At 69.1% G+C, this 9,112-nt stretch carries 6 protein-coding genes; 1 reads left to right on the top strand and 5 read right to left on the bottom strand.

Annotated features, from left to right (window positions below; genetic code table 11):
* Window positions 1-83 precede the first annotated feature (83 nt).
* The 3 genes from VD659_RS14155 to VD659_RS14145 form a co-directional block, all read right to left on the bottom strand.
* Complete coding sequence (locus tag VD659_RS14155) at window positions 84-1,118, bottom strand: hemolysin family protein (protein WP_137836901.1); 1,035 nt, start codon at window positions 1,116-1,118, stop codon at window positions 84-86.
* Window positions 1,111-2,481 (bottom strand): hemolysin family protein, encoded by a 1,371-nt coding sequence (locus tag VD659_RS14150; protein WP_423261713.1) that lies wholly within the window; start codon window positions 2,479-2,481, stop codon window positions 1,111-1,113. Before VD659_RS14150 ends, VD659_RS14155 begins: the two co-directional genes overlap by 8 nt.
* A gap of 176 nt (window positions 2,482-2,657) precedes the next feature.
* The gene (locus VD659_RS14145; RefSeq protein ID WP_423261712.1) at window positions 2,658-4,127 is read right to left on the bottom strand and encodes a GuaB1 family IMP dehydrogenase-related protein; all 1,470 of its coding nucleotides are present in this window, start codon (window positions 4,125-4,127) and stop codon (window positions 2,658-2,660) included.
* A 184-nt stretch (window positions 4,128-4,311) separates the two neighbouring features.
* On the opposite strand from VD659_RS14145, the gene VD659_RS14140 reads away from it, so the two are divergent.
* A complete protein-coding gene (locus tag VD659_RS14140) occupies window positions 4,312-8,115 on the top strand; it encodes a multifunctional oxoglutarate decarboxylase/oxoglutarate dehydrogenase thiamine pyrophosphate-binding subunit/dihydrolipoyllysine-residue succinyltransferase subunit (RefSeq protein ID WP_423261711.1) in 3,804 nt (1,267 codons plus the stop codon).
* A 73-nt stretch (window positions 8,116-8,188) separates the two neighbouring features.
* Here VD659_RS14140 and VD659_RS14135 read toward each other — a convergent pair whose 3' ends face one another.
* A complete protein-coding gene (locus VD659_RS14135) occupies window positions 8,189-8,428 on the bottom strand; it encodes a zf-HC2 domain-containing protein (RefSeq protein ID WP_423261710.1) in 240 nt (79 codons plus the stop codon).
* Window positions 8,425-9,021 carry a sigma-70 family RNA polymerase sigma factor gene (locus VD659_RS14130; RefSeq protein WP_423261709.1) on the bottom strand — a complete coding sequence of 199 codons (597 nt, stop codon included), beginning with the start codon at window positions 9,019-9,021 and terminating at the stop codon, window positions 8,425-8,427. Before VD659_RS14130 ends, VD659_RS14135 begins: the two co-directional genes overlap by 4 nt.
* Window positions 9,022-9,112: the final 91 nt, after the last annotated feature.

Below are 9,112 nucleotides of genomic sequence, written 5' to 3'. Positions count from 1 at the left end.
CGATGTGCTCCCCCGACTGAGGGCGGGAGCACATCGCGCGACCTCGCTGAGGGCAGGAGCACCTCGCGCGACCTCGCTGACGCCTAGCGGCGCGTGGCGTCCTGCACTTCGCCTACGAGCTCCTCGATGATGTCCTCGAGGAACAGCACGCCCTTCGTCTGCCCCGACTCGGTGAAGGTGCGGGCGAGGTGCCCGCCCGAGCGGCGCATCGACGCCAGCGCGTCTTCGAGGTCGGTCTTCTCGAAGATCGACGGCAACTGCCGGATGCGCTTGGCCGGGATCGGGTCGTCGAACTCGTCGTCGTCGAGGTCGATCACGTCTTTCAGATGCACGTATCCCGTCGGCAGCCCGTCGGCGTCGACGATCAGGTACCGCGAGAAGCCGTGCTTGGCGACCGCGTGCTCCACATCGGCCGGCGTCGCCCCGGGGGGAAGGCTGACCAGCCCCGAGAGCGGCACCGCGACATCGGCGACGGTCTTCGCCGTGAACTCGAAGGCGGCGCTGAGCGTTCCGGTGCGGTCGGAGAGCACGCCCTCCTTTGTGGACTGCGCCACGATCGTCGACACCTCGTCGAGGGTGAAGGCACTCGCCGCCTCGCTCTTCGGCTCCACCCGGAACAGGCGCAGCACGCCGTTCGCGGTGGAGTTGAGCGCGACGATGATCGGGCGGAACACCCGCGCGATGCCCACGAGGGGCGGCGCGAGCAGGAGCACGGCCCGGTCGGGCACCGAGAACGAGAGGTTCTTCGGCACCATCTCGCCGAACACCACGTGGAGGAACGACACCAGCACGAGCGTGATGATGAAGCCGATCGTGCCCACGGCCTCCTCGGGAAGCCCGGTGAGATGCAGCGGCCCCTCCAGCAGGTGATGGATGGCGGGCTCCGACACGTTCAGGATGAGCAGCGAGCACACGGTGATGCCGAGCTGGCTCGTCGCGAGCATCAGGGTGGCGTGCTCCATCGCCCAGAGGGCGGTCTTGGCGCTCGCCTTGCCCTGCTCGGCGAGCGGTTCGATCTGCGATCGGCGCGCCGAGATCACCGCGAACTCCGCGGCCACGAAGAAGGCGTTGCCCGCGAGCAGCACCACGAGCCAGACGATTCCGAGCCAGTCAGCCACGGTTCACCTCGCTCTGCTCCGCCGACTCCGGCTCGAGCAGCCGCCCAGGAGCGGCGTCGTCGGCGGCGAGAGCCGCCTCCTCGGGGGTCGGTGAGGGCACGAAGCGCAGCCGGTCGATGCGGCGGCCGTCCATGCGCTCGACGCGCAAGGCGCCGTCGGGCAGCGAGACGATGTCTCCCACGACGGGCACCCGGCCGAGTTCGCTCATCACGAATCCGGCCACGGTCTCGTAGGGTCCGTCCTCCGGCACGTGGATGCCGGCCTGGTCGGCGAGCTCGTCGGGCCGCAGCATGCCGGGGAAGGTGGTGGCGCCGCGTGAGCGCACCACTCCGGCCCGGGTGCGGTCGTGCTCGTCGGCGAGGTCACCCACGAGCTCCTCGACGAGGTCTTCGAGCGTCACGACACCGGCGGTTCCGCCGTACTCGTCGATCACCACGGCCATCTGATAGCCGCGGCCGCGCAGTTCGCCCAGCAGCACGTCGAGCATCATCGTCTCCGGCACCCGAACGGTCTCGGTCATGATCGCCACCACGGGCACCTCGGATCGCCGTTCACGCGGGATCGCCACGGCCTGCTTCACGTGCACGAGGCCCACGACGTCGTCGATGTCGTCGTCGATGACCGGGAAGCGGGAGTGCCCGGTCGACCGCGCCAGCTCGAGCACCGAGGCGGCGGTCTCGCCGCGCTTGACGCTCGCGATGCGCGGACGCGGCGTCATCGCATCCGCCGCCGTATGCGAGGAGAAGAGCAAGGTGCGGTTCAGCAGCGTCGCGGTGTCCTCGTCGAGGCTGCCTTGCATGGCCGAGCGGCGCACGAGCGAGGAGAGCTCCTCGGCGGTGCGTGCGCCCGAGAGCTCCTCCTTCGGCTCGATCCCGACGAGGCGCAGCAGGCCGTTGGCGCTGTTGTTGAGCAGCGCCACCGCCGGACGGAAGACCATCGTGAACGCGAGCTGGAACGGCACCACGACGCGCGCGGTCTTGAGCGGCAGGGCGAGCGCGAAGTTCTTCGGCACGAGCTCGCCCACGATCATCGACAGCAGCGTGGCGATCACGATGCCGACGGTCGCGCTGATCACGGGCACGACGCCGTCGGGGATGCCGACGGCCACGAGCGGATCGCGCAGCAGGCTCGAGATCGCCGGCTCCATGGTGTATCCGGTCAGCAGCGTCGTCAGCGTGATGCCGAGCTGGGCGCTCGAGAGATGGGTGGAGGTGTGCTTCAGCGCCGTGATGGCCGGCTGCAGCCCCTTCTCGCCGCGTTCGGTGCGCGCTTCGAGATCCGAGCGGTCGAGATTGACGAGCGAGAACTCGGATGCGACGAAGAAGCCGGTTCCGATGGTGAGGAGGAGTCCGACTCCCAGCATGACCCACTCAAAGACCACGGGGCACCCCCGGGTCGAGCGGATCTGAACTGATCATGGTCGGTGACGGATGATGGGCAGAGGGAGGGTCGTCCATTGTCCGGCCCACTATAGCGTGCGTGCCCGAGCGCCCACCAGGATGATCGCTGCCGGCGGAACGCCCCTGACGGGGCGCCGCATCACCAGCTGACCGGGAGCGCCTTGCCCTCTTCGTAGCCCGCCGCCGACTGGATGCCCACGAGGGCCCGGTCGTGGAATTCCGCCAGGTCGGCGGCGCCGGCGTAGGTGAAGGAGCTGCGCACCCCCGAGGTGATCATGTCGAGCAGGTCCTCCAGCGACGGCCGCAGCGGGTCGAGGTAGATGCGGCTCGACGAGATCCCTTCGGCGAACAGGGTCTTGCGCGCGAGGTCGTAGGCGTCGAGCCGGCCGAAGCGCTCCTGCACGGCCTTCGTCGAGGCCATGCCCCAGCTCTCCTTGTAGAGCCGGCCCTGCGCATCCGTGTCGAGGCGGCCGGGCGCCTCGATGGTTCCGGCGAACCAGGAGCCGATCATCACCGAGGCCGCGCCCGCCGCGAGGGCGAGCGCCACGTCGCGCGGGTAGCGCACCCCGCCGTCGGCCCAGACGTGGGCGCCGAGCTCGCGCGCCGCCGCCGAGGTCTCGAGCACGGCCGAGAACTGGGGGCGTCCGACGGCCGTCATCATGCGGGTGGTGCACATCGCGCCCGGGCCCACGCCGACCTTCAGGATGTCGGCCCCCGCGTCGACGAGGTCGGCCACGGCCCGAGCGGTCACGACGTTGCCGGCGGCGATCGGGATGCGCGTGCCCTCCTTGCCGAGGCCGGCCTCCTTGAGCGCCCGCAGCGCCCGCAGCATGCCCTCCTGATGGCCGTGGGCGGTGTCGACCACGAGCACGTCGACGCCGGCGGCCACGAGGGCCTTCGCCTTCTCCACGACGTCGCCGTTGATGCCGACCGCGGCGGCGACGCGGAGCCGGCCGTGCGCATCCACGGCCGGGCGGTAGATGGTGGAGCGCAGGGCGCTGGTGCGGCTGAGGGTGCCGATCACGGCCCCGTGGCGCATCACCGGGGCGAAGTCGATCTCCGCGGCCACCATCGCGTCGAAGGCCTCGCGCGGCCCGTCGAGGTCGTCGGCCGCGAGCGAGGTCAGGGCCCCGTGCAGCTGCGCGCCGTGCAGCAGGTCGCCGAGGCGCGCATCCGGGAGCGCCGTGGCCAGGCGGGAGGCCGGGATGCAGCCGACGAACTCGCCGCTCGCCTCGTGCAGAACGATGCCGTGGCCGGGCACGGCGGGAACGATGCGGAGCGCCTCCTCCACGGTGTCGCCCGGCGCGAAGTCGAAGGGCGTGTCGAACTCGACCGGCTGCTCCTTGACCCAGCGGATGGCGGCGGCCAGGTCCTGCAGGTGCATGTCCTGCGGCAGCACGCCGAGACCGCCGCGCCGGGCGAGCGAGGCGGCGAGCCGCGGGCCGGTGACGGAGTTCATGTTCGCGGAGACGATCGGGATGGTCGCGCCCGTGCCGTCGGCCGGGTCGAGCGCGACATCGAGCCGGCTCGTGACCGCCGACCGTGAGGGGATGAGGAACACGTCGGAATAGGTCAGGTCGTTGCGCCCGGCGTCGCCATAGAACTCCATGCCTCTACGGTAAGCCCCCGGGCCGCGCAGGCCCCCTCCGTGCCACGCCACACCTGTCATGGACCGGGCACCCAGTCGAGGGGTTTAGGCTTGACTCTGCACGTGTCCACGCGTGAACAAGCAGCGCAGCAGACACCGGCACGTGCCATGAAGACGTGAGGCAACGGGAAGTGGGCGATCGGCTTTGACCAGCCAATTGACGGGTACGAGTACAGAAGACGGTGCCTCGGGAGAGTTCGGGGCCAACGAGTGGCTCGTCGACGAACTCTACGAGCAGTGGGTCGCCGACAAGAACTCGGTCGACAAGTCATGGTGGCCCGTTCTGGAGAGCTACCGCTCGCAGGTGGCCGGCGGCTCCGCCGCCCCGGCAGCGGCTGACCCGGCCCCCGTCGCCGCCGCTCCGGAGCCCGTCCCCGCCGCGCAGACCGTGGCGCCGCCCGCGCAGACCGAGTCGCAGCAGGTCGCCGCGGCATCCGGAGCCACCGCGCGCCCGATGACGCAGCCCGTCGCGAAGACCACGAGCGTCGAGGCGAAGCCGCAGCCCATCCCGGCCGAGGCGCCGAGCACGCGCACCGCCACGCCCGAAGAGGTGGCGAAGGATGCGGCCGAGGACGCCGAGAAAGACGCCGTCACCCCGCTCCGCGGCATGGCCAAGTCGCTCGCCACCAACATGGATGCGAGCCTCACGGTGCCGACGGCCACGAGCGTGCGCTCGATCCCGGCGAAGCTGCTGATCGACAACCGCATCGTCATCAACAACAACCTGCGCCGCTCGCGCGGCGGCAAGGTCTCCTTCACCCACCTGATCGGCTGGGCCCTGGTGCAGGCGCTCAAGGAGTTCCCGAGCCAGAACGTCTACTACGACGAGGTCGACGGCAAGCCCTCCGTGGTCGCCCCCGCCCACGTGGGCCTCGGCATCGCCATCGACCTGCCCAAGCCCGACGGCACGCGCGCGCTGCTCGTGCCCGGCATCAAACGCGCCGACACCATGGGCTTCAACGAGTTCCTGGTGGCCTACGAGGACCTCGTGCGTCGCGCCCGCCAGAACAAGCTCACCGCCGCCGACTTCCAGGGCACCACGATCTCGCTCACGAACCCGGGCGGCATCGGCACCGTGCACTCGGTGCCGCGCCTGATGAAGGGGCAGGGCGCCATCATCGGCGCGGGCGCCCTCGAATACCCGGCCGAGTTCCAGGGCGCCTCGGCGAAGGTGCTGTCGAACCTCGGCATCGGCAAGGTCATCACGCTCACCTCGACCTACGACCACCGCGTCATCCAGGGCGCCGGATCGGGCGAGTTCCTCAAGAAGGTGCACGAGCTGCTGCTCGGAGAGCGCAACTTCTACGAGAACATCTTCGCGGAGCTGCGCATCCCCTACGAGCCCATCCACTGGGCGGCCGACATCTCGGTCGACGAGGCCAGCGCCATCGACAAGACGGCGCGCGTGCAGGAGCTGATCAACGCCTTCCGCGTGCGCGGCCACCTGATGGCCGACATCGACCCGCTCGAATACCGCCAGCGCTCGCACCCCGACCTGGACATCGCCTCGCACGGCCTGACCTTCTGGGACCTCGACCGCGAGTTCGTGACCGGCGAGTTCGGCCTCACGCGCCAGGCCTACCTGCGCGACATCCTCGGGGTGCTGCGCGACTCCTACTGCCGCAAGATCGGCATCGAGTACATGCACATCCAGGATCCCGGTCAGCGCCGCTGGATCCAGGAGAAGGTGGAGCGCCCCTACGCGAAGCCCGGCCACGACGAGCAGATGCGCATCCTGGAGAAGCTCAACGAGGCCGAGGCCTTCGAGACCTTCCTGCAGACCAAGTACGTCGGCCAGAAGCGCTTCTCGCTCGAGGGCGGCGAGTCGACCATCGCCCTGCTGGACCGCATCATCCAGGGCGCCGCCGACGAGGGTCTCGACGAGGTCGCGATCGGCATGGCGCACCGCGGCCGCCTCAACGTGCTCACGAACATCGCCGGCAAGACCTACGGCCAGATCTTCCGCGAGTTCGAGGGCACCCAAGACCCGCGCACCGTGCAGGGCTCGGGCGACGTGAAGTACCACCTCGGCACCGAGGGCACCTTCACCGCCTCGGACGGCAAGGAGATCCCGGTCTACCTCGCCGCGAACCCCTCGCACCTCGAAGCGGCCGACGGCGTGCTCGAGGGCATCGTGCGCGCGAAGCAGGACCGGAAGCCCATCGGCACCTTCTCGACCCTGCCCATCCTGATCCACGGCGACGCCGCCCTCGCGGGCCAGGGCGTCGTGGTGGAGACGCTGCAGATGTCGCAGCTGCGCGGCTACCGCACCGGCGGCACCATCCACGTCAACATCAACAACCAGGTCGGATTCACGACTCCTCCGTCGGAGTCGCGCTCCTCGGTGTACTCCACCGACGTGGCCAAGACCATCCAGGCGCCGATCTTCCACGTGAACGGCGACGACCCCGAGTCGGTCGTGCGCGTGGCGCAGCTGGCCTTCGAGTACCGCCAGCAGTTCCACCGCGACGTGTTCATCGACCTGATCTGCTACCGCCGGCGTGGTCACAACGAGGGCGACGACCCCTCGATGACCCAGCCGCTGATGTACAACCTGATCGAGGCCAAGCGCTCGGTGCGCAAGCTCTACACCGAGGCCCTGCTCGGCCGTGGCGACATCACCGAGGAGGAGTACGAGGGCGTCCACCGCGACTTCCAGGACCGCCTCGAGCGTGCCTTCGCGGAGACGCACGCCGCCCAGACCTCCTCGATCCCGGTGATCACGGGCGACGTCAACGCGGTCGCCGACCTCGAGCGCCCCGAGGCGCAGCGCGACGACAGCGCCACCACGCCCTTCGAGACGGCCGTCTCCGAGTCGACGATCCACCTGATCGGCGACGCCTTCGACAACCCGCCCGCCGGGTTCACCGTGCACCCGAAGCTGCAGCAGCTGCTCACCAAGCGCCTCGAGATGAGCCGTTCGGGCAACATCGACTGGGCGTTCGGTGAGCTGCTCGCCCTCGGCTCGCTGCTCGTCGAGGGCACGCCGGTGCGCCTCGCCGGCCAGGATGCGCGACGCGGCACCTTCGTGCAGCGCCACGCCGTGCTGCACGACCGCGAGAACGGCCAGGAGTGGCTGCCGCTCGCAAACCTCGCCGACAACCAGGCCCGGTTCTGGATCTACGACTCGCTGCTCTCGGAGTACGCGGCCATGGGCTTCGAGTACGGCTACTCGGTGGAGCGGGCGGATGCGCTGGTGCTCTGGGAGGCCCAGTTCGGCGACTTCGCGAACGGCGCCCAGACCATCATCGACGAGTTCATCTCCTCGGCCGAGCAGAAGTGGGGTCAGCGTTCCTCGCTCGTGCTGCTGCTGCCGCACGGCTACGAGGGCCAGGGCCCCGACCACTCCTCGGCGCGCATCGAGCGCTACCTGCAGCTCTGCGCGGAGAACAACATGACCGTGGCGCGCCCGTCGACCCCGGCATCCTATTTCCACCTGCTGCGCCGCCAGGCCTACGAGCGCCCCCGCACGCCGCTGATCGTGTTCACCCCGAAGGCGATGCTGCGTCTGCGCGGAGCCACGAGCTCGGTCGAGGACCTCACGAAGGGCCGCTTCGAGCCGGTCATCGACGACGCGCGCATCACCGACGCGGAAGCGGTCACGAAGGTGCTGCTGCACTCGGGCAAGGTGCACTACGACCTCGCGAGCGAGCTGCAGAAGAACCCGAACGAGGCGATCGCCCTCGTGCGGGTGGAGCAGTTCTACCCGCTGCCGCTCACCGAGATCAACGCCACCATCGCGCGCTACCCGAATGCCGAACTGGTGTGGGTGCAGGACGAGCCGCAGAACCAGGGCGCCTGGCCCTTCATCTGCACCGAGCTGGCGAGCCGCCTGAACGGCCGCACCATCACGGTCGTCTCGCGCCCCGCCGCGGCCTCCCCCGCCGCCGGCAGCGCGAAGCGCCACGCCGTCGAGCAGGCCGAACTCATCGCCCGCGCGCTGAGCTGACCTCTCGTCGAAACGTCAAAAAACGCCCTAAGGATTCACTCTTAGGGCGTTTTTTGACGTCTCGCGATGAGTGTCAGTGGGATTGGAGGGTGCGAAGGGTGAGGAGGAGCTGCTCGCGGAGCTCTTCGGGGGCGGTCTCCTTGCAGGCGCGCTGCACGGTCTGGGTGAGCACGATGCCCAGGTGGAGTTCGGACTGGCAGCCCTCGCAGGTCTCCAGGTGCGCCCGGATGTCGTCGGCATCCGTGTGGCAGATCTCGTTGCGCAGATACTCCTCGAGTTCGGCGCGTGCCTTGTCGCAACCGCAGTCAGTCATTTCTTGCTCCCTTTGACGGTGGCGGTGGCCAGGCCGCGATCCCGTGCGTAATCGGTGAGAAGACCCCGGAGAAGTCGCCGGCCGCGATGCAGGCGACTCATGACCGTGCCCACGGGGGTCTTCATGATGTCGGCAATCTCCTGGTAGGAGAAGCCTTCGACGTCGGCCAGGTAGACGGCCAGACGGAAGTCTTCCGGAATCGACTGCAGCGCCTCTTTGACATCGCTGTCGGGCAGGTGGTCGATCGCCTCGGCTTCGGCGGAGCGGCTCGAGAGCGAGGCGGTGGCCGACTCGGCCGTGCCGAGCTGCCAGTCCTCCATGTCGCTCGTCGATCCCTGGTAGGGGTCGCGCTGCTTCTTGCGGTAGGTGTTGATGAACGTGTTGGTGAGGATGCGGTAGAGCCACGCCTTGAGGTTGGTGCCCTGCTCGAACTGGCCGAAAGCGGCGTAGGCCTTCACGAAGGTCTCCTGCACCAGATCTTGCGCGTCGCTCGGGTTGCGGGTCATGCGCAGGGCGGCGCCGTAGAGCTGATCGAGGAACGGGATGGCCTGCTCTTCGAAAAGGGCGCGAGGATCTGGGGTGGGAGTGCTCATCAGCGCCAAGTCTACGACCGGCGGTGCAAGCAACGCAGTTGCCATCAAGCGGGGGTTCCTCCATGCGATTCTTCAGCCGACTACTCTGATA

It is taken from the genome of Herbiconiux sp. 11R-BC, from assembly GCF_049472555.1.
Taxonomy (GTDB): Bacteria; Actinomycetota; Actinomycetes; order Actinomycetales; family Microbacteriaceae; genus Herbiconiux.
The sequence above is the reverse complement of the archived record's forward strand: the minus strand, read 5'-3'. Positions and strand labels throughout refer to the sequence as shown.

Excerpts from the sequence above, each read along its gene's own strand:
- VD659_RS14150 (WP_423261713.1), bottom strand. The coding sequence starts at position 2,481 with ATGCTGGGAGTCGGACTCCTCCTCACCATCGGAACCGGCTTCTTCGTC.
- VD659_RS14145 (WP_423261712.1), bottom strand. The coding sequence starts at position 4,127 with ATGGAGTTCTATGGCGACGCCGGGCGCAACGACCTGACCTATTCCGAC.
- VD659_RS14135 (WP_423261710.1), bottom strand. The coding sequence starts at position 8,428 with ATGACTGACTGCGGTTGCGACAAGGCACGCGCCGAACTCGAGGAGTAT.
- VD659_RS14130 (WP_423261709.1), bottom strand. The coding sequence starts at position 9,021 with ATGAGCACTCCCACCCCAGATCCTCGCGCCCTTTTCGAAGAGCAGGCC.